The 18,532-nt window shown below is 69.4% G+C and carries 15 protein-coding genes and 5 pseudogenes; 12 read left to right on the top strand and 8 right to left on the bottom strand.

Annotation, left to right across the window (positions count from 1 at the left end):
• On the top strand, positions 1–434 hold a 434-nt coding region (locus ACZ67T_RS42305; RefSeq protein WP_469991892.1), incomplete at its 5' end, for a VOC family protein.
• A gap of 288 nt (positions 435–722) precedes the next feature.
• Here the strand turns inward: ACZ67T_RS42305 and ACZ67T_RS42300 are convergent.
• On the bottom strand, positions 723–1,574 hold the full coding sequence (locus ACZ67T_RS42300) for a helix-turn-helix domain-containing protein (protein ID WP_469991890.1): 852 nt from the start codon (positions 1,572–1,574) through the stop codon (positions 723–725).
• Between the two features lie 252 nt (positions 1,575–1,826).
• On the opposite strand from ACZ67T_RS42300, the gene ACZ67T_RS42295 reads away from it, so the two are divergent.
• Genes ACZ67T_RS42295 through ACZ67T_RS42285 form a run of 3 tightly spaced genes read left to right on the top strand, consistent with a single transcriptional unit; the run spans position 1,827 to position 4,326 of the window.
• The gene (locus ACZ67T_RS42295) at positions 1,827–2,489 is read left to right on the top strand and encodes a DUF4097 family beta strand repeat-containing protein (protein WP_469991888.1); all 663 of its coding nucleotides are present in this window, start codon (positions 1,827–1,829) and stop codon (positions 2,487–2,489) included.
• Between the two features lie 38 nt (positions 2,490–2,527).
• The gene (locus ACZ67T_RS42290; protein WP_469991886.1) at positions 2,528–3,538 is read left to right on the top strand and encodes an ATP-binding cassette domain-containing protein; all 1,011 of its coding nucleotides are present in this window, start codon (positions 2,528–2,530) and stop codon (positions 3,536–3,538) included.
• Entirely contained in the window at positions 3,535–4,326 is a 792-nt protein-coding gene (locus tag ACZ67T_RS42285) for an ABC transporter permease (RefSeq protein WP_469991884.1), read from the top strand. Before ACZ67T_RS42290 ends, ACZ67T_RS42285 begins: the two co-directional genes overlap by 4 nt.
• Before the next feature lie 399 nt (positions 4,327–4,725).
• Here the strand turns inward: ACZ67T_RS42285 and ACZ67T_RS42280 are convergent, their stop codons facing one another.
• Positions 4,726–5,097 carry a hypothetical protein gene (locus tag ACZ67T_RS42280; protein WP_469991883.1) on the bottom strand — a complete coding sequence of 124 codons (372 nt, stop codon included), beginning with the start codon at positions 5,095–5,097 and terminating at the stop codon, positions 4,726–4,728.
• Positions 5,098–5,396: 299 nt separating this feature from the next.
• On the opposite strand from ACZ67T_RS42280, the pseudogene ACZ67T_RS42275 reads away from it, so the two are divergent.
• Positions 5,397–5,719 (top strand): annotated as a pseudogene (locus ACZ67T_RS42275) (integrase core domain-containing protein); the annotation flags it as partial.
• Here ACZ67T_RS42275 and ACZ67T_RS42270 read toward each other — a convergent pair.
• The 4 genes and pseudogenes from ACZ67T_RS42270 to ACZ67T_RS42255 all read right to left on the bottom strand — a co-directional run.
• Complete coding sequence (locus ACZ67T_RS42270; RefSeq protein ID WP_469991881.1) at positions 5,709–5,855, bottom strand: hypothetical protein; 147 nt, start codon at positions 5,853–5,855, stop codon at positions 5,709–5,711. The pseudogene ACZ67T_RS42275 and the gene ACZ67T_RS42270 overlap by 11 nt on opposite strands.
• Before the next feature lie 87 nt (positions 5,856–5,942).
• Positions 5,943–6,929: a CU044_5270 family protein gene (locus ACZ67T_RS42265; RefSeq protein WP_469991879.1), complete on the bottom strand. Its 987-nt coding sequence runs from the start codon at positions 6,927–6,929 to the stop codon at positions 5,943–5,945.
• Positions 6,922–7,539 (bottom strand): RNA polymerase sigma factor, encoded by a 618-nt coding sequence (locus ACZ67T_RS42260; protein WP_469991878.1) that lies wholly within the window; start codon positions 7,537–7,539, stop codon positions 6,922–6,924. The genes ACZ67T_RS42265 and ACZ67T_RS42260 overlap by 8 nt, the downstream gene beginning before the upstream one ends.
• Positions 7,540–8,222: 683 nt before the next feature.
• Positions 8,223–8,445: pseudogene (locus ACZ67T_RS42255) on the bottom strand (MarR family transcriptional regulator); the annotation flags it as partial.
• 641 nt (positions 8,446–9,086) lie between these two features.
• On the opposite strand from ACZ67T_RS42255, the pseudogene ACZ67T_RS42250 reads away from it, so the two are divergent.
• The 4 genes and pseudogenes from ACZ67T_RS42250 to ACZ67T_RS42235 form a co-directional block, all read left to right on the top strand.
• Positions 9,087–10,392, top strand: a pseudogene (locus ACZ67T_RS42250) (NAD(P)/FAD-dependent oxidoreductase).
• Positions 10,389–11,150: a DUF1365 domain-containing protein gene (locus ACZ67T_RS42245; protein ID WP_469991876.1), complete on the top strand. Its 762-nt coding sequence runs from the start codon at positions 10,389–10,391 to the stop codon at positions 11,148–11,150. Before ACZ67T_RS42250 ends, ACZ67T_RS42245 begins: the two are co-directional and overlap by 4 nt.
• Positions 11,147–12,428, top strand: a pseudogene (locus ACZ67T_RS42240) (class I SAM-dependent methyltransferase). The gene ACZ67T_RS42245 and the pseudogene ACZ67T_RS42240 overlap by 4 nt, the downstream one beginning before the upstream one ends.
• Positions 12,425–13,373, top strand: a pseudogene (locus ACZ67T_RS42235) (SAM-dependent methyltransferase); the annotation flags it as partial. The pseudogenes ACZ67T_RS42240 and ACZ67T_RS42235, both read left to right, overlap by 4 nt.
• A gap of 269 nt (positions 13,374–13,642) precedes the next feature.
• Here the strand turns inward: ACZ67T_RS42235 and ACZ67T_RS42230 are convergent.
• Positions 13,643–14,608, bottom strand: coding sequence for a ScbA/BarX family gamma-butyrolactone biosynthesis protein (locus ACZ67T_RS42230; RefSeq protein WP_469991874.1), 966 nt, complete (start codon positions 14,606–14,608; stop codon positions 13,643–13,645).
• Between the two features lie 106 nt (positions 14,609–14,714).
• Here ACZ67T_RS42230 and ACZ67T_RS42225 point away from each other — a divergent pair, with 106 nt between their 5' ends.
• Positions 14,715–15,341 carry a ScbR family autoregulator-binding transcription factor gene (locus ACZ67T_RS42225; protein WP_382611902.1) on the top strand — a complete coding sequence of 209 codons (627 nt, stop codon included), beginning with the start codon at positions 14,715–14,717 and terminating at the stop codon, positions 15,339–15,341.
• Between the two features lie 17 nt (positions 15,342–15,358).
• Positions 15,359–16,318 carry an NAD-dependent epimerase/dehydratase family protein gene (locus tag ACZ67T_RS42220; protein WP_469991872.1) on the top strand — a complete coding sequence of 320 codons (960 nt, stop codon included), beginning with the start codon at positions 15,359–15,361 and terminating at the stop codon, positions 16,316–16,318.
• Here the strand turns inward: ACZ67T_RS42220 and ACZ67T_RS42215 are convergent.
• Positions 16,291–16,968: a TetR family transcriptional regulator gene (locus ACZ67T_RS42215; RefSeq protein ID WP_469991870.1), complete on the bottom strand. Its 678-nt coding sequence runs from the start codon at positions 16,966–16,968 to the stop codon at positions 16,291–16,293. The genes ACZ67T_RS42220 and ACZ67T_RS42215 overlap by 28 nt on opposite strands.
• A 198-nt stretch (positions 16,969–17,166) precedes the next feature.
• On the opposite strand from ACZ67T_RS42215, the gene ACZ67T_RS42210 reads away from it, so the two are divergent.
• The gene (locus ACZ67T_RS42210) at positions 17,167–18,366 is read left to right on the top strand and encodes an IS701 family transposase (protein WP_469991869.1); all 1,200 of its coding nucleotides are present in this window, start codon (positions 17,167–17,169) and stop codon (positions 18,364–18,366) included.
• The last annotated feature ends 166 nt before the right edge of the window (positions 18,367–18,532 follow it).

Raw genomic sequence — 18,532 nt, 5'->3', positions numbered from 1 at the left:
GGCGCGACAAGCGGGGGATCGTGAGGCAGGCTGCCGGGATGAAATCTCGAACTGATGGTATGTGGTGGGGCACGGCGATCGAGGCGCCGGACCCCAGTGGCTTGGCGAGGTTCTACGCCGAACTCCTCGGCTGGCACATCGGACACGAGGAACCCGGCACCGCCATCGTCGCCGCCTCACCACAAGGGCCATTCTTCGTATTCCAGCGGGCCGAAGGTTACCGGGCTCCGGTCTGGCCACCGGTCGATGGCGAACAGCGCCCGATGATGCACTTCGACTTCCAGGTCGGCGATCTGGACTCGGCGGTCGCCGAGGCGGTCGCCGAGGCGGTCGCCCTGGGCGCCACGATGGCCGAGGACCAGTCGCAGGAGAATGTCCGAGTGCTCCTCGACCCCGCCGGGCACCCCTTCTGTCTCTGTCTCGACGAGGGATGACCGGCTCACGCACCCGTCAGGCAATCCACAACTCTTGACAAATGCTTCGCCGTTATCGGTGTTGACCAGGGTGGTCGGCAGTGCCTTCGGCTGATCGAGGCTCGCCCGCAGTGGCGAAGCGTAGTGCTCGGCGCGCTGGGAGGGGTCGGTGGTGTAGGCCTTCCGGAACCACTTCATGCCGTCGCGGTGAGGTAGTAGCCCTTGGTGCACAGGTGTTGAGGTGGCGTTGGCTGGTGTGGAGGCCGGTGTGGTGGCGTTGGCGTATGCCGGCTTGTTTCGGGTCGTGCTCTATTCGTGGTCCGAACCCGCCTCCGTGTCCGTGTCCGCGTCCGGCTCCGTGTCCGGCTCCGCATCCGGCTGCGTGTCTGTGTCCGGCTGCGTGTCCGCATCCGGCTCCGTGTCTGGGTCTGGGTCTGTGTCGGTGTCTGGTTGTGGTTTTGTGTAGAGGATTTCGCGGGCTTGTTGGGCGGCGCGGGTGAGGCTTTCGGCGACGTAGTCGAGGAAGCGGGCGATGTTTTCGAGGCGGGTGGCGGCGGGGGTGCCGGGGCCGAGGACGGTGATGCCTTGGCGTGCGACGTCGACTTGTTGGATGAGGGCTTTGGAGCTGGCGAGCATGGACTGGTACCAGAGGTCGTCGTCGATGACGTAGCGCTCGCGGCGGCGTTCGTCGCGTTCTCTGCGTACGAGGGTCTGGCTTTCCAGGAAGGCGATCGATTTGGAGACGGTCGCCGGGCTGACCTGGAGGCGCTGGACGAGTTCGGCGGCGGTCAGGCTGCCGGAGTCGGTGGTGAGCAGGCTTGCCATCACCCGCGACATCATTTTGGGCAGGCCTGACTGGATCATGACGGTGGTGAACAGTTCTTCGTACGCGCGCACCGCTTCGGGGTCGCGGCCGTGGGGGAGTGCGGGCGCTTCCTGTCCCCGGGTGGCGGGCTGCTTGCGCCGGTGGGCGCGGCGTTCGGTGGCGCGGTGGGCCTTCTCGGCGTGGTAGGCGGTCGGGCCCCCGTTGCGCATGACCTCACGGGTGACGGTCGAGGTGGGGCGCTCGAGCCGCCTGGCGATCTCCGCGTAGGCGAGGCCGTCGGCAAGGCCCAGGGCGATCTCCTGGCGTTCGTGCTGGCTGAGCCTGCCTCCCGGCATCGCGATCTCCTTCGTGTCCGTGATCCGTGGTGTCGCCGACCTTAGCGTTCACTCTCATTCCAATGCAACGTTCGGCTGACTGCCGTTGCGTTAGAGGGCAGAATTGTTGCAACGAAATAGGTGTACTGGCCTGCGGTTATTGGGTTTTGGCGCAACAAGCTCATTGCGTGTTCCTTGAACGCTACGTAGCGTTTCCCTCGCCAGAAAGAGAAACCGAGGGCCGGAGACGGCACCCGATCAAGGAGCACAGTGATGCAGAAGTTCGCCACCACCGCCCCCGTCACCGCCCACCTGGACATCCCCGCCGGCCGGGTCCAGCTGATCGCCGCCGACCGGAGCGACGTCACCGTCGAGGTCCGGCCCGCCAACGCTTCGAAGAGCCGGGATGTGAAGGCCGCCGAGCGGACCACCATCGCCTACGACAAGGGTGTGCTGCGGGTCGTCAACCCCGCGGGCGAGCAGCACTTCGGCCCGTCGGGCTCCATCGAGGTGACCGTGCAACTGCCCGCCGGCTCCCGCATCGAGGCGAAGGCACAGGCCGCCGAACTGCGCGCCGTGGGCCGCCTCGGTGACCTCGTCTTCGACGGCGCCTACCAGCACGTCAAGGTCGACGAGGCCACGGGCCTGCGTCTGAGCGTGACCGACGGCGACGTCGAGGTCGGACGGCTCACCGGGGGCGGTGACATCAGCACGGCCCGTGGTGACATCACCGTCGCCGAGGCCACCGGCGGCCAGCTCACGCTGACCACCCAGTCCGGCGACATCACCGTCACCGCCGCGGCCGGCGTCTCCGCAGCCCTGGACGCGGGCACCTCTCACGGCCGCGTCACGAACAGCCTGAAGAACGACGGCACCACGACCCTCGACATCCGCGCCACCACCAAGCACGGCGACATCACCGCCCGCAGCAACTGACCCCCCCCTCACGCAGCCCTGAAGAAGGAGCACTTCTCATGACCAGCTTGGCCATCGCGGCGAACGGGCTGCGCAAGTCGTACGGCGACAAGACCGTCCTGGACGGCATCGACCTCGCCGTCCCCGAAGGAACCGTCTTCGCCCTGCTCGGCCCCAACGGCGCCGGCAAGACCACCGCCGTCAAGATCCTCTCCACGCTCATCGGTGCCGACGCCGGTGAACTGCGCGTCGGCGGACACGACCTCGCCACCCAGGCGCACGCGGTACGCGCCGCGATCGGTGTCACCGGGCAGTTCTCCGCCGTCGACGCACTGATCACCGGCGAGGAGAACATGCTCCTCATGGCGGACCTGCACCACCTGTCCAAGCGTGAGGGGCGGCGGGTCGCCGCCGAACTCCTGGAGCGGTTCGACCTGACCGACGCCGCATCGAGGCCCGCCTCCACCTACTCCGGCGGCATGAAGCGCCGCCTCGACATCGCCATGACGCTGGTCGGCAACCCCCGGATCATCTTCCTCGACGAGCCGACCACCGGACTCGACCCCCGCGCCCGCCACACCATGTGGGGCATCATCCGCGCACTCGTCACCGACGGCGTCACCGTCTTCCTCACCACCCAGTATCTCGAAGAGGCCGACGAGTTGGCGGACCGTATCGCCGTACTGAACGACGGCAAGATCGCCGCGGAGGGCACCGCCGACGAACTCAAGCGGCTCATCCCCGGCGGACATGTACGGCTCCGGTTCACCGACCCGGCCGCCTACCAGCAGGCCGCCACCGCCCTGCACGACGCCGCCCGCGACGACGAAGCACTGGCACTGCAGATCCCCAGCGACGGCAGCCAGCGCGAACTGCGCTCCATCCTCGACCGCCTCGACTCGGCCGGCATCGAGGCCGACGAACTGACCGTGCACACCCCCGATCTCGACGACGTGTTCTTCGCCCTGACCGGCAGCGCCCGCATCCCCAACCAGCCCAACCAGCCCAACCAGCCCAACCAGCCCACCCAGCCCACCCAGCCCACCCAGCCCAAGGAGGCCGTCCGATGAGCTCCCTGCCCCTCGCCGTACGCGACTCGACCACGATGCTGCGCCGCAACCTCCTGCACGCCCGGCGCTACCCGTCACTGACCCTGAACCTGCTGCTCACGCCGATCATGCTGCTCCTGCTCTTCGTCTACATCTTCGGCGACGTGATGAGCGCGGGTATCGGCGGCGGGGGCGCCGGCCGCTCCGTATACATCGCCTACATCGTCCCGGGCCTGCTGCTGATGACCATCGGGTCCACCACGATCGGCACGGCGGTCTCCGTCTCCAACGACATGACCGAGGGGATCATCGCCCGCTTTCGCACCATGGCCATCCACCGCGGCAGCGTCCTCATCGGGCATGTGATCGGCAGCGTGCTGCAGTCGATCGCCAGTGTCATCCTGGTCGGCGCCGTCGGCGTGGCCATCGGCTTCCGCTCCACCAACGCCACCGTCCTGGAGTGGCTCGCGGCGTTCGGCCTGCTCGTCCTGTTCGCCACGGCGCTCACCTGGATCGCGGTCGGCATGGGCCTGATCAGTCCCAACGCCGAAGCCGCCAGCAACAACGCCATGCCCCTGATCCTGCTCCCTCTCCTGTCCAGCGCTTTCATCCCCGTCGACACCATGCCCGGCTGGTTCCAGCCCATCGCCGAGTACCAGCCCTTCACCCCCGCCATCGAAACCCTGCGCGGCCTCCTCCTGGGCAGCGAGATCGGCAGCAACGGGTGGATCGCCATGGCCTGGTGTCTCGGCCTGAGCGTCGTCGGCTACTCCTGGTCGAAGGCGAAGTTCAACAGCGACCCGAAGTGACCTGGATGAGTATGCGGGCCATCTCCCTCAACCCGTCCCACCCCTGGGCGGCGTACCCCGACACCATGTCGGTGTGCGCCGCCCTTCGGCGTACCCGCCCGCGTCCATGGACGGCACTGGGTTCAGCACCAAGGCCGCGGCGGGGCCCGTGGAACCCGTCCTGGCGAGGACCGCGTCCGGCCGGCCGGCGAGGTCGTCGACGCAGCGGACCGGACGCCCGGGCTGCGGCACGCTGGGATGACGAGGACGAGGAACTGCTCGTTCCTCACCGCTGGTGCGCACCCCGCCGGGTCAGCAACTGGCCGATGCCCGCCCGTCTATGCGTCTGGACCGCTCCTCAGTGCAAGCGCACCGGTGACGGCCGCGGCCCGGATCACGATGACTGCGTCCTGGCGTAGGTCAGGCGGGGATGAAGGCGTTCTGGTCGGCTCCGTCGAGGATGAATCCGTTGTCGAAGCGGACCCGTACGCTCACGTGGGGTGCCTGTTCCTGGTAGGCGGTCCATGCAGGTTCCAAAGAGGCTACGGTTTCTTCGAGTTGTCTGCGGCTCTGCGGGGGCATGGCGGGTCCGAAAGCGTCGAGCAGTGAGGTGAGCCGCTCGTACTCGCGCACGTCTTCGCTTTTGTCCTGCTGGTCGGTCACCCGCTCGACGGTCCCGCCGGTGCCCGCCGCCAGGGACAGGAAGCCCACGACGACCCCTGACACCTCAACCGAATCGGTCAGCCTGGTGTCGGCTGCCAGCTTCACCCGCTGGCCTTCCTTCACAGCCATCGACTTCCTTTTCTCTCCTGCGCACGGTTCGCCGGCCGCAACCGGCTGCGGAACGGGCCTGCGCCGAGGCTATATCGGCCCCCGACTCGCACGTCGCTTCGCCCAGGAGCGGGTCACCGCGAAGGCCAACCTCCGCGCCTTGGGGGATGGCCCCGCAGTGGCCGGCGGCCAGGTCGCGTCGCGCCAGTGCCGGTGCTTGCTGCGCCCGCGGGGATGGCCCCAGACCGCGGTGGTGAAGCAATACCACCAGAGCGTCGCCCCCGCGCCCGCGCCCGCAGGGATGGTCCGGCGTAGAGGCCCGTGGCGCCGACGGTCTGCGCGGGGCGATTCTCCACAGCGACAACGGGACGCATGACGTGTCGAAGGAGTTCGTCCTGGTCTGCGCGGAGCTCGGCGTGACCAGGTCACGCGGCGCGCTGGGCACGAGCGCGGACAACGCCGCCGCGGAGAGCCTGAACCGACCATACAGCGCGAGACGCACCAGGGACGGAAGCGGTGGAACGGGGCCCGCGAAGCTCGCCTCGCGGTCTTTGGCTGGGCGACCCACAACACCACGCGACGGCACTCCCGCCTCGGCCAGATCAGCCCGATCGCCTACGAGCAGCGATCAACTACGCCGGCGCCGCCGCATGACAACCGGTGTCCACGATCACGGGGAAAGCCCCAGAGGTCCTGGGCAGCTGCAGGATCAGCAACTCAAGCCGGTCCGGCAACGCCGCATCCAGGACGTCCGCCAGCAGATGGTCATCCTGCAGCACTGCATCGGGAGAGACGTCGACCTGCTGCTCGGCTAACCGTTGGTCGGCATGACCCGCCCACGCCGACCAACGGTTACGGACAGCTCGTCAGGGACGCTCCTTCAACCGGTCGACGATCGCCCAGTCCACCACGTGCGACAACTGGATGTATGTCTTGTCGCCGGACGCTGACGTCCGCTCGTCGCGGAAGCCCAGGAATGCGTAGGATTCCGGGTCGAAGATGAGGTACTTGTCCCGCCCGAACGGACTCTTGGGGCAGGAGATCCCCACCCCAGTGCGCCCGGCGGAGTCCTTCACCCCCGAAATCGCCTTGACCCCGGGCACCAGGGCCAGCGCTTCGTACGCGGCGGGACGCAGCCCCTGCGGCAGCACCGGCCACTTCAGGAGCTCACCGAGCATGAAGCAGGCGTCGAACCAGTCGTCTGCGGTGAACTCACTCATCGGCTTGCTGGACGTTCCCACGCCGATGATGCCCGGGATGAGTTTCTCCGGGTCGGTCGGCAGCTTCTTCAGCTTGCTCCACTCCCGAGGGGGCCACACGCCTTGGCCCTTCTTCAAGGGCTCTTCCCAGATCACCCGGCCGAGCTCCATGGTCAAGGAGCGCTTGGAGCCGTCCACCGAGTCCCAGTTCACGTCCTCGTAGGTCCTGACCGCGCCGGTCTTCCGCTCGGTCTCCGTGATGACCCGCTTCGAGTAGATGAACTGGTCGTCGCGCGGCGCCACGGGCTTCTCCTGCTTTCCTGCCCGCGCTGCCGCCCCGTTCAGCACTGTCGCAGCGCCGACGTTGCCCATCCGCGGGGTCGCCGTGCCCGATACACGGCCGGCACGGTCGGGGCGATCACCCTCGTCGGCACCGTCCGTGGTCATCAGCACCGCCGTTCCCGTAACCGCCACAGCGACCACTGCGGCTGTCGCCAGGCGGAGCGCGTGACGGCGACCGGGGGCAGCATCAGGCTGCCGCTCCGCGTGCGCCATCGTGTGGAGCAGTCGGTGGCGGGCCCTCGCTCGGGCCGGTTCTGTCAGCGGGGCCGTGTCCGCGTCCCAGTCCCGCAGGAGTTCGAGTTCGTCAGTCATGGCCGGGTACCTCTCGCAGTATCGTCGGATCGGATCCGCTCAACGCTTCGCGCAGCTTGCCGCGAGCCCGGTGCAGCCGTGATCTGACCGTGCCGATGGGGACACCGAGGGCCTGGGCAACCTCCTCATAGCCAAGACCGCCCCACGCCACCAGCAGCAGCACGTCCCGGTGCCGCGCGGGCAATGCAGCCAATGCCCCCGCCAACTCCTGGCGTACGGCCTGTGCTCCCACCCGGGCCGCGGCCCGGTCGGCCAGCGGCTCCTCGTGATCGGCAGGAGCCGGGATACGGGCCATGGCTCTGAAGCGCCGGGCCTCGGCCCGCCGGTGTCGGCCGACCAGGTTGGTCGCAATGCCGAACAGCCAGGGCCGGGCGCCGTCACCCGTGGCCCGCGACGGGTCGTACCGGTGTCGCTGCTGAAAGGCAGTGGTGAAGGTCTCCGCCATGAGGTCATCGGCCGGCTCACCTCCGAGCCTGCGGGCCAGATAACGATGTACCGCATCCGCGTATCGGTCGAAGAGCACGGCGAATGCCTCGGGCTCATCCCGGGACCGCGCAATCACCGAGGCATCGCTCTCCGCCCCCGTGCGGACGCCTGGCTCGACGGCCATCGGGGCTCCTCTCATCCAAGGAAACATGCTTCGAAGACTTGGGCTTTCATCTCTCCTTCGCCGCTCGCCCCCGGCGGGTTCCCTCAGGCCCATGGCGTCTGACGGCGCTGCCGGCTATTGAAGATCGGGGCCAGAGCCGTGTGGCCGAGAACCCGAGCTGCTGACTGGGGATGGGGTTCGGCTGCTGATGAACGCCGATCTCCGGCAGGGCCCGTCCGCATATCCTCCCGACATGGCTGATCAACGCTCGGTCGACGTTGGCGAGGTCCGGCTGGCTTGTCAGATGTCAGGCACTCCGGATGCTCCGCCGCGCGTCCTGTTGCACGCGTTGGGCGAGGATGCCACCGACTGGGAGGTGGTTGTGCCCCCTTATGGATGCGCCTTGCACGCGTTCGAGTGGGGAGTTGTCTGCTGAGAGCCTCTCGGCGCGGCGGTTCGCTGGCCGGGTGGACGTACCGGCTCGGGCCGGTCGCGGACGGAACCGCCTTCCGGTTGCGGCGCGGTATGCGGCTCGGTGCTGCCCCTGGTTTGCTGCAGAGCTTCATCGCGCAGTGTCCCGACCGGGAGGAAGGGATTCTCGCCGGCCGCTTCGTGTGCTTGTGCACCGGTGTCGGGACGACGTTGGTCGGCGTGAGGGCCGACGCGGCGGCGTAGCCGCATGCCAACGTGCTTCGGGCCGCGCTCTATTCGTGGTCCGAACCCGCGTCCGCGACCGAACCCAGCTCCGAACCCGTGTCCGGCTCCGCGTCCGAACCCGTCTCCGCGTCTGCGTCCGGCTCCGCGTCCGGTTGCGGTCTGGTGTAGAGGATTTCGCGGGCTTGTCCTGCTGGCGCGGGTGAGGCCTTCGGCGACGAAGCCGAGGAAGCGGGCGATGTTTTCCAGGCGGGTGGCGGCCGGGGTGCCGGGGCGCATGCGCGCCGACGCCGCGGGAAGTAGGGAGCCCCAGTCCAAGGGCTATGACTGGCTCCACAGGGGGCCCGGTCGGCAGGTGCTGTCACGCGCCTGTCTGTCCGGGGGTGCCTGGGCTCGTGCTCAGGCACTCCCGGGCACCCTGTCCCGGACGTCAGGAATGGCGACGGCACAGCCATGGCGACGTAGGCATCACGTGGTGAAGTGCGAGCGGATCGGTGCGAGATCCTTTTTCACTTCATCGGGGGTGTGACCAATCCGCTGCGGCGGTAGCTCCGGATTCCCTGTGTGAGGGACGAAGAGAAGGGTCAGCGAGGTCGGCCGCGTCGTGCGCTGGGGGCGGTGGGTGGGGCGCTGACCGGCTTCGCGGCGCTGGCTGTGGCCGAACTGTTCGCGGCGGCCGTGCGTCCGCAGCTCGCTCCCGTCAGCGCGGTGGCAGGCGCCGCCGTCGACCGCACTCTCACCGCGGTCAATCACTGGGCCTGTGACGTCCCGCAGCGCCCGCCGGATCCAGACGGAACCGGCGAGCGCTCACCCGCGGGCCGGCCCGGCTCTGCCCGGTCGCGGACGGGCCCACGGGCGCGTTGATCACAGCTTCGGAGAGGGGAAAAGGAGCCATGCACAAGCCGTCCGGTGCGATGCGGGCCGGAAAAGCGCCAAAACCGGCGCCCGGCCGGCAGGCCAGGCGTCGCACGGCTGTCATCGGCAGCGGAGTGGCGGGGCTGACAGCCGCGCACATCCTGGCCCGCGCCCATCACGTCACCCTGTACGAGGCCGACGACCGGCTGGGCGGCCACGCTCACACCCATGACCTGACGGCGCCCGACCACGGCGTGCACCGCGTCGACTCCGGTTTCATCGTGCACAACTGCCGTACCTACCCGAACCTGCTGCGCCTCTTCGGTGAACTCGGCGTCGTCACGCAGGAGTCGGAGATGAGCATGTCGGTGCGATGCGAGGGCTGCGGTCTGGAATACGCCGGTGCCCGGGGCATGCGCGGACTGCTCGCCCAGCCGCGCAATACCCTGAGTGGGCGGTACCTGCGCATGCTGGCCGAGGTGCCGCGCTTCCACCGGGCCGCCCGCCGCCTGCTGGAGCGGGGCGGGACCGATGACACATGCACGCTCGGCGAGTTCCTCGATCAGGCGGGCTTCTCGCCGTACTTCCGGGCCCACTTCATGACGCCGGTGGTGTCCGCCGTGTGGTCCTGTGACGCGCAGACGGCACTGCGGTATCCGGCGGCCTATCTGTTCCGGTTCCTCGCCCACCACGGCATGCTCTCGGTGAGCGGGTCCCCGGCATGGCGGACCGTGACAGGCGGCTCGGGAACGTACGTCGAACGGATCGCGGACGGCCTGCACGAGGTACGCGCCCGCACCCCCGTACGGTCCGTGCTCCGGCACACGGACAGCGTGGACGTGACCACGGACGACGGGACCACCGCCTCCTACGACCACGTCGTCGTCGCCACACACCCGGATCAGGCGGTGCGACTGCTGGGGGACGCGACTGTGGACGAGAAGGAGGTCCTCGGCGCGTTTCGCTACTCCCGCAACACCACCCTGCTGCACACCGACACCTCCCTGCTTCCGCGGGCGAGCAGGGCCCGGGCCTCCTGGAACTACCTGATGCCCGGCTGCCGGGCCGGCGCCGACCGGGTGCGGGTGAGCTACGACATGAACCGGCTGCAGCGGGTCGACGCCCCGCAGACATACGTCGTCACCCTCGGCGGCCAGGACCGCGTCGACCCCGCCCGAGTACTGGCTCGCATGATCTACGAACACCCGGTCTTTCACGCCTGAGTCGGTCGCCGCCCAGCGCCGACTGCACGAACTGAACACTTCCGTGACCGCATTCGCGGGCGCATACCACGGCTGGGGTTTCCACGAGGACGGATGCCGTTCAGGCGTTGAGGCCGCCGCCGCCCTGGGGGTGAGGTGGTGACCGACGTGTCCGACCGGCAGCCATCACAGCACGGGCCGCCCGCCCTCTACCCGTGCACGATCACCCACGTACGCCGGGCACCCCAGCGCTACGCCCTGCGTCACCGCACCTACCTGTGGCTGGTCGACCTCGACCAACTGCCCGTGCTCCCACATCCGCTCAGACCGCTCGCCCGCTTTTGCGCCCGCGACCACTTCACCGGGCGCGCCCCGTCGATCCGGGCCTCACTCGACGCCTTCCTGCACGAGCACGGCATCGACCTGCAAGGCGGCCCGGTGCTGATGCTCGCGCACGCCCGGATCCTCGGACATGTCTTCAACCCGCTGAGCCTGTACTGGTGTCACGACCCCGACGGCGGCCTGCGCTGTGTGGTGGCAGAAGTCCACAACACCTACGGCGAGCGCCACGCCTACCTGCTGCACCCCGACGCGGCCGGCACCGCCAGGGTCGACAAAGACTTCTATGTGTCGCCGTTCCACCCGCTGGACGGCCACTACGAGATGCGGCTTCCGCCCCCCGGCGAACGCCTGCGTCTGTCCATACAGCTCCAACGGCCCGGCAGCCCGCCCTTCACCGCCGCTGTTCACGGCACACGCCGTGAGGCCACCACCCCCGCCCTGCTGCGCCTGGCCCTGCGCCATCCCTGGTCGACCCTCAGAGTGTCGGTCGCCATCCGCTTCCACGGCATCCGCCTGTTTCTGCGGGGCCTGCCGGTGCAGCCGCGCCCGGGCCGCCGAACCCCGGAGAGTGCGTCTTGACCACAACCGAACCTCGTCCCGCTTCCCCCCACCGCGCCGACGCCGACCGCACCGCCGACGCCGACCGCTGGCCCGGTGTGGCCGCCGTACCGAACGCATCGTGGCCGGTGCGGGCCGTCACCGCGTCCGTTGTGAAACGCGCCCTGCGACGACTGCCCCTGAGCCTGCGGCTCGCCGATGGCGCCACTCTCGGCGTGGGCGGCCCGCTGATAGAGGTGCACGACTCGAAGGCGTTCCACGACCGTATCGGCACCCGTGGCCTGATCGGGTTCGGCGAGTCCTACATGGCACGGGAATGGGACGCCCCGGATCTGGTCGCCGTACTCACCGTGCTCGCAACCCACACAGCAAACCTCGCGCCCCGCCCCGCTGCAACGGCTGCGCAGCCTGTGGGCGCAGCGCCAGCCCCACGCCCAGCGCAACACCCCCCAAGGGTCGCGCACGAACATCAGCCGCCACTACGACCTGTCCAACGACCTGTTCGCGCTGTTCCTGGACGACACGCTCACCTACTCCGCCGCCGTCTTCCGCGGCTTCCCCGCCGACCGGTCGCTGCTGGCCTCCGCCCAGCAGCGCAAATTCGACCGCCTGCTCGACCTGGCCGGCGTCCACGAGGGCACCCGCCTGCTGGAGATCGGCACGGGCTGGGGCGAACTCGCCCTGCGGGCCGCCGCCCGCGGCGCACACGTCACCTCACTCACCTTGTCCCAGGAACAGCGCGAACTGGCCACGGAACGTGCACACAAGGCCGGGTACGCCGACCGCGTATCGATCGAACTCTGCGACTACCGCGAAGCACACGGCACGTACGACGCGGTCGTCAGCGTGGAGATGATCGAGGCCGTCGGCGCCGAGTTCTGGCCTGTCTACTTCCGCACCCTGGACCAGCGCCTGGCACCGGGCGGCCGGGCGGCGCTGCAGGCCATCACCATGCCGCACGAGCGGATGCTCGCCAGCCGTGACACTCACACCTGGATCCAGAAGTACATCTTCCCCGGCGGACTGATCCCCTCCACACAAGCCATCGAGGAGACAGTCCGCGATCACACGGCACTGACGGTGGCCGCACGAGACGGGTTCGGCGCGCACTACGCCGAGACACTGCGCCTGTGGCGGGAGCGCTTCACGGACCGCGGCAATGATGTCGCCGCCCTCGGTTTCGACGAGACCTTCCGCCGTCTGTGGACCTTCTACCTGGCCTACTCCGAAGCCGGTTTCCGCTCCGAATACCTCGACGTCCAGCAATACCTGCTCACCAAGGAGATGCCCGCCCGATGACCACCGCCCGCCCCCCTGCCCGCGACGGCGCCGCGCAGCGGCTCGCCGCCCTGGCCAAGGACGTGCTCGGCGGTCCCCTGCCGGTACGACTGCGCACCTGGGACGGCAGCGAGACAGGCCCCGCCGACGCCCCCGTGGTGATCGTGCGCTCGCGACGAGCACTGCGCCGCCTGCTCTGGCACACCGGCGAACTCGGCCTCGCCCAGGCCTACGTCACCGGGGAACTCGACGTAGAAGGCGATCTGGCCCAAGGATTTCATGCCATATGGTCCGCAGCCCGGGAGCGGGAACTGCACGCCCCGAGACTCTCGCCGGCCCTCCGGGCGCGCGTGGCCGGCGAGTTCATACGGCTCGGCGCCCTCGGCCCGCGCCCGCCGGCGCCCGCGACCCAGGCACGGCTGCGGCGGCCTGCACAGCAAGGCCCGGGACCGCGCGGCGATCAGCCACCACTACGACCTGTCCAACGACTTCTACCGCCTTCTTCTCGACAGCACCATGGCCTACTCCTGCGGCTACTGGACCAGGGACGACAACGAGTTCACGCCCGAAGACGCCCAGCACGCCAAGCTGGAACTGATCTGCCGGAAACTCGGCCTCGTCCCTGGCGCCCGCCTGCTCGACATCGGCTGCGGCTGGGGCGCGCTCGCCCTGTACGCAGCTGAAAAATACAAAGTGCAGGTCACCGCCGTCACCCTGGCCCGCGAACAGGCCGCACACGTACGGGAACAGGTATGCGAGCGACGGCTGGAGCATCGGGTAGAGGTGGTTTGCCAGGACTACCGGGAGATCAGCGGCTCCGCCTTCGACGCCGTCGCCACCATCGAGATGGGCGAGCACGTCGGAGACGACGAGTACCCCGCCTTCGCCACCGCCCTGCACCGGCTGCTCCGCCCCCAGGGGCGCGTGCTGGTCCAGCAGATGTCCCGCGGCGCCACCGCACCCGGCGCGCCCGTGTCAGATCGCCGAGTACAGATTGGTGCTACGGGGTGCCTACACGACATGACCGGTGTCAGCTGGTGCGCCGGGGTGTAGTCACCACGCTGGTAGCCGCGTTGCTCAGCCACTTGGTACGGGCTCGAGGGTGACCAGGCGCTGGAGAAGACGAACGTGTCGTTCTGCAGGGTGGAGACCAGCAGGCGTACGCGGGGTGCGAAAGGGAACCGACGGCCGTCGGGGGTGCTGTGCGGTGGTGGGCCGTGGTCGGCGCCGGAGTGTCAGGGCGAGACGACGAGCGAGGTCACCGTCGCGGTGAACGGCGTGTGCTCGCCTTGCCGTGCGGTGACGCGTACGGTCTCGTGGCCGGGAGCGGAAGCGGTGATCTGCTCGGCATCGATCCAGCACGATTCGTCGAATTCGACGAACCGCGTGAATTTGGCGTCGATGCTCGTCATGACGGTGCGGCGAGGGCTCAGCGTGGAGTGGGCCGCCTGCCGGGCCGCCTCCAGAAGCAGCATCCCCGGGATGTGGTCGACCGGGTGGTCGAACAGGACGGGGTGTGCGAGGTCGACGCGCAGCTGCCAGTGCCGGTCCGTTCCGCTGGGGGCGAGCACGACGTCCTGCGGGTTGATCCGGCCGACCTCGTCGGGTGCGAGGGGCGCGGGCAACGGGACCGCGTGTGCCATGGCACGGGCAGCGTCGCAGCGCGCGCCGCGCAGTCTTCGGTAGATGGCGGGCGCCTGGTTGGCGAAGCGGGTCTCTGCGACGCCCATGCGCCGGCCGTGCCGGATCATCGTGGCCCGCAGAGTCATGCCGCCGAGACGTCCGGCGCGGCGCACCACGTCGTCGCATGACAGCTGCATCTCGCAGTCGGCGGGCGTCGGTCCTCGGTGCAGCTCCTCGGGGGAGACCGTGCAGCGGAAGTAGTCCCAGATCTGGCGGTGGTCCATCGGGGCGCCGTAACCCGCGTGGCTGACTAGCGGTATCGCTTGGCGGACACTCTCGGCGAACAGCATTGGGTCGTGCAGGTCGTGGGCCGGAGTGTAGAAACTATGCGACCGGGGCCACTGGGTGGGGGCGACGAAAGCGTTCTCGCCGTTCTCCTGCCAGCCGCAGAGCAGCACCTCGGCCTGGGCGGCCTTGTGGACGTACTGACGCGGGATCGCCATCAGCAGCGAGGGCATGGGGATGACGGTGTTGACGTGCGGAACGGGGCGGAGGGCCTCGGCAGTGGTGACAGTCATGGCACGACCTCTCTAGGAACCCTCGAGTCGCGTCGAGGGATTGCGTGTGCCGCAGTCGGCAGGGATAACCTAGAGAGTGCTCTGTTTCTTTGTCGAGGGAGATCCGATGACACGCCCACAGCAAGAGCGTGCGGTAAAGACGAGGGCGGCTCTGGTCAGGGCCGCCGCCGAAGAGTTTGACCTGCATGGATACGCCGGAACCAGCATCACCAAGATCGTCAAGCGAGCCGGTTCGACTATGGGAGCTCTTTACTTCCACTTTGACTCCAAGGACGACCTCGCGCGGGCAGTCATGGCTGATCAGGCTTCCGATTTGCCGGAGTTGGAGGGGTCGAGCGGCCTGCAGCACCTGATCGACCTCACCCTTGCCCTCGCGCAGGAACTTCAGCGCAACGTTCTGCTCCGCGCCGGTGTACAACTCGCCGTCGAGCAGGGCGCTTTCGGCCTGCAGGATGACGCCGCCTACCAGTTGTGGATCACCAACTTCAAGGAAGAGCTCATCGTGGCCCAGGCGCTCGGTGAGCTGCGCGACGGTGTGGACCCCCAGGGGTTCGCCCGCGTCCTGGTCGGGTCTTACAGCGGCACGCAGCTCCTGTCCCAGATCAGCGCACGCCGCTCGGATCTGCCAGAACGCATCGCGGAGTTGTGGTCGTACTTCCTCCCGGCCGTCGCCGCACCCGAGGTGATCGACAACCTTGTACTCACGGGCCGGGTGTCGGAGGCAGCGGAATGATTCCGTGGACGGTCGCCGTGACCGGTGCCAGCGGCTTCATCGGCTCCGCCGTGTTGCGTCGGCTGGCCGGGGCGGTGACCGCCGACGGCAGGCCCGTGCGCATCCGCGCTCTGGTGCGCCGCACCGATGTCGCGCTGCCGGGTGGGGCTGCGGTGGACCGCATCCGCGCCGACCTCACCGACCCTGCTTCCCTCACGGACCAGTTGGCGGGAGCCGATGCCCTGGTCCACGCGGTCTCCTACGTGGGCCCGGACGCCGAGCGGTGTGCCGCGGTGAACCTGGGAGGCGCCACCGCGGTCATGGCCGCGGCCCGGACTGCCGGCGTCGGACGAATCGTGCACCTGTCGACCGCCGCCGTCTACGGTGCCGGACCGCACCGCGGCATCGAGGTCAACGGTGTCGCGCCCGATCCGGTCTCGGCGGCCAGCCGCAGCCGGCTCGCCGCCGAGGGGCCTGCCCTCGACGCGGGCGCGCTGGTGCTGCGCCCCAACCTCGTGGTCGGGCCGGGGGACCGCTGGGTCGTTGCGGCTCTGGGCGAGTTGGCCGAGCGGGTCCCGCCCGAGTGGCTCGGCGGCAGCGGGCTGCAGTCCCTGGTGGACGTGAATGATCTGGGCCGGCTCGTGGCGGCAGCCACGATCGTCCCGGAAGCCGTGCGCGGGGTGCATCACGCCGCACATCCGGAGCCGGTCAGCACCGGGCGGCTCCGGGCGGCGCTGAGCGCGCTGGGACGGGTGGCTCCCGCACGGGGCAGCGCCGACTGGGAGGAGTGCTGCGCACTCCTCGCCCAGTCCCAAGGACGTTTCGGGGAGAGGCAGTTGGAGCTACTGGCTCGCGACCACTTCTATCGCAGCGACCGGATCTGGCAGGTGCTGGCCCTCGACCCCGGGCCCGGGCCGCTGGCCCGGATCGAGGAGGAGGCGGACCGGGCCGGCGGCGCGCCGGCGGAAGGTCATGCTGTGCTCGCAGGACCGTCCTGAGATGCGCCGATCCCGCGCAGGGCGGTCTGCCACAACTCTGTGAGGTGCTCCCGCGCGGTGAGTCCGGGCAGCGCCGTCGCGCCGAGAGGGTGCAGCAGGCAGGCCTCGATGCCCGCCAGCAGGCTGCCCAGCAGGAGCGCGGCGGACTCCGGGCGGGTCCCGGGGCGTAGTTGGTCGAGGGCCGCCGCCTGATGCAGCCGGTCCCGTACGAGGGGCAGCCAACTGTCCCGCCAGTCCCTGCGCAGTGAGGGGCGTTCACGGGACAGCCGAGCGGCCGCCCGCGCCATGTCCTCGTCGTCGAGCAGGGCGGCGAGTGCCCCGGCAATGTCGCCCACCGTCTGCAGGGGGCTTTGGTCCTGGCGGTCCGCCTTGTCGACCACGGCCTGCGTCGCTTCGATCCCGGCGGTGCATACGCCTTGCGCCAACGACTCCTTGCTCGGGAAGTGGAAGGTGAGCGCCCCCATGGTGACCCCGGCTGCCTTGCAAACACGGGAGAGCGACGTGCCGTCGTAACCGCGCAGCGCGAACTCCGCCGCGGCGTTGCGCACGACCCGTGCGCGGGTCAGTGCCGCCCTTGTCTGCCCGGTGTAACCCGCCATGGCGTTCTCCTCTCCTGCCGGCGCGGCCGTGGGCCGGTCCGAGCTGTCCATGCTGAGCATCCTGTGTAACGACATGTCCGGACCACACTGACTTGGCGAAGACGCAGCCGACTTCTTGCCGGGCTGGCAGCCGCCTTGGCGCATCGGGAACCTGCCAAAGTCGCCCGCGTTCCGGCAGACCCATGGACTAAGATAGAGAGTACTCTCTATGTTTATGGCAGCTGATCGGATCTAGAGGAGTCAGGGGGAGTGGCTGTGCGCGACATCGCCGACATCCGCCACCACAGGCATGTACCGGGGGACGACGCACTCCTGACGGAGTTCGTGGACCGTCTCTTCGGCGATCTGCCGCGAGCGGATCAACGTAACCGCTCACGTGAGTACGTGACGGGCCTTCTGGTGACGCCCGGCAAGAAGTCGCTGCGCCGGATGGCCGCAGCCGTCTCCGAGTCCCCGCACACCTCCCAGGCCCTGCAGCAGTTCCTCAACGTCAGCCCCTGGGGCTGGCAGCCGGTGCGGCGTGCGCTGTGCGACTGGATCGAGGAGCGCCGGCCCACGCTCACCTGGAGTCTGGGGCCGGCGGTCATCCCCAAGCGCGGCGACCACTCGGCGGGTGTCCACCGGCGGTTCGTCCCGGGCGCCGACCGCACCGTCAACTGCCAGCTGGGCATCGGGTTGTTCCTGGGCTCGGCCGACGCCTGCATCCCCGTCGACTGGCGCCTGGTGTTGCCCGGCCACTGGCGGACCGACGAGGCCCGGCGCTCGGCAGCCCGCATCCCGGCGAACGAGCCGTCCCTAGCGGAGAGCGCCTGCGTGGTCGACCTGGTGCGCGCCCGGGCCGCCGTCGGCGGCCGTCAGGACGTGCCGCTCGCGGTCGACCTCACGCAGGTCCCGGGCGACCTGTCGCTGTTTCCGCAACTCGCCGCGTTGGGCACGGGGTTCGTCGCGCAAATCCCCGCCACCACCATGCTTCGCCCTTCGACGGGAGCCGACGCCCCGGCCACCGCCGGCCGGCTCCTGCGCTGCGCCGAGGACCTGCCGGGATTCGGCTCCGGCGTCGTGCCCGGCCCCGGCGGACGGGGGCACTCGCGCGTTCGGACCTGCGCGGTGCGCCTGCCGCAGGACAACCTGCTGTCCCTGCAGCGGCCCTGCGCGCTGATCACCGAGTATCCGGTCGGCGGACACGGCACCCCGCGGTTCTTCGTCACAGATCTGACCCGGCACCGGCCCGGCGAGATTCTTCGCATCGCGAGCGCCGTGGACCGAGCTCGGGAAACCGTACGGGACATGCAGGCCCACTACGGTCTGCTGGACTTCGAGGGCCGCTCCTACCCCGGCTGGCACCACCACATGACGCTGGTCTCGGCCGCGTACGCCTATCGGCGACTGACCGACCGGGTCCCGTTCACGGCGATGCCCGCCTCGGTGCGCGGCGCGTACGCCGCCTGAGTGCTCACCTCGACGACGCCGTCGGCCCCGGCCAAGCCGGGGCTCGCCGGGGTGCGAACAGCTCGGCCCGGCGCTGGGGAGCGGGAGCGCAACTGCGGGGCGCTGCGTCGCAGTCCGGCGTTCAGCTCGGTGACGAACGATGTCCACGGGTCCGTCCGGGGCGTGT

The organism is Streptomyces sp. NPDC107517 (assembly GCF_055582645.1).
Note: the sequence above shows the minus strand (reverse complement) of the source record. Positions and strands in the feature narration are given on the sequence as shown.

Bases quoted from the DNA above. Each gene is read 5' to 3' on its own strand.
- ACZ67T_RS42300 (WP_469991890.1), bottom strand. From the start codon at position 1,574: ATGCCGGGAGGCAGGCTCAGCCAGCACGAACGCCAGGAGATCGCCCTG.
- ACZ67T_RS42295 (WP_469991888.1), top strand. From the start codon at position 1,827: ATGCAGAAGTTCGCCACCACCGCCCCCGTCACCGCCCACCTGGACATC.
- ACZ67T_RS42290 (WP_469991886.1), top strand. From the start codon at position 2,528: ATGACCAGCTTGGCCATCGCGGCGAACGGGCTGCGCAAGTCGTACGGC.
- ACZ67T_RS42285 (WP_469991884.1), top strand. From the start codon at position 3,535: ATGAGCTCCCTGCCCCTCGCCGTACGCGACTCGACCACGATGCTGCGC.
- ACZ67T_RS42280 (WP_469991883.1), bottom strand. From the start codon at position 5,097: ATGGCTGTGAAGGAAGGCCAGCGGGTGAAGCTGGCAGCCGACACCAGG.
- ACZ67T_RS42265 (WP_469991879.1), bottom strand. From the start codon at position 6,929: ATGACTGACGAACTCGAACTCCTGCGGGACTGGGACGCGGACACGGCC.
- ACZ67T_RS42260 (WP_469991878.1), bottom strand. From the start codon at position 7,539: ATGGCCGTCGAGCCAGGCGTCCGCACGGGGGCGGAGAGCGATGCCTCG.
- ACZ67T_RS42230 (WP_469991874.1), bottom strand. From the start codon at position 14,608: ATGACTGTCACCACTGCCGAGGCCCTCCGCCCCGTTCCGCACGTCAAC.
- ACZ67T_RS42225 (WP_382611902.1), top strand. From the start codon at position 14,715: ATGACACGCCCACAGCAAGAGCGTGCGGTAAAGACGAGGGCGGCTCTG.
- ACZ67T_RS42215 (WP_469991870.1), bottom strand. From the start codon at position 16,968: ATGGACAGCTCGGACCGGCCCACGGCCGCGCCGGCAGGAGAGGAGAAC.